At 40.8% G+C, this 321-nt stretch carries 2 rRNA genes; both read left to right on the forward strand.

The window, feature by feature from the left end:
- Window positions 1-98: ribosomal RNA gene (locus tag H6A27_RS14755) — 23S ribosomal RNA — on the forward strand; the annotation flags it as partial.
- 136 nt (window positions 99-234) lie between these two features.
- Window positions 235-321, forward strand: a 5S ribosomal RNA gene (gene rrf / locus H6A27_RS14760); the annotation flags it as partial.

Genomic DNA, 321 nt, shown 5'->3' on the forward strand with positions numbered 1-321 from the left:
TCTTAGGGTCGTCAAAGACTATGACGTTGATAGGATGCAGGTGTAAAGCTGGAGACAGCAAAGCCGAGCATTACTAATTGCCCGTTGACTTTTGTTGTCACGTGACACGTAAGGATGTTATATACGTTCGGTTCTTGAAAAACGAAAGAGTTTTGGTTGAAAGGAAATGTTCTTTCTTCAGTTTGTTATTCTCATGTGAAGATGAAAAAAGGAGAATAGAAATAGAAAAGAAATTAAGGTGACTATAGCACGAAGGTTCCACCTCTTCCCATTCCGAACAGAGAAGTTAAGCTTCGTCACGCCGATGGTACTGCGTACAAG

Source organism: Bacteroides caecigallinarum (assembly GCF_016902295.1).
Classification (GTDB): domain Bacteria; phylum Bacteroidota; class Bacteroidia; order Bacteroidales; family Bacteroidaceae; genus Phocaeicola; species Phocaeicola caecigallinarum_A.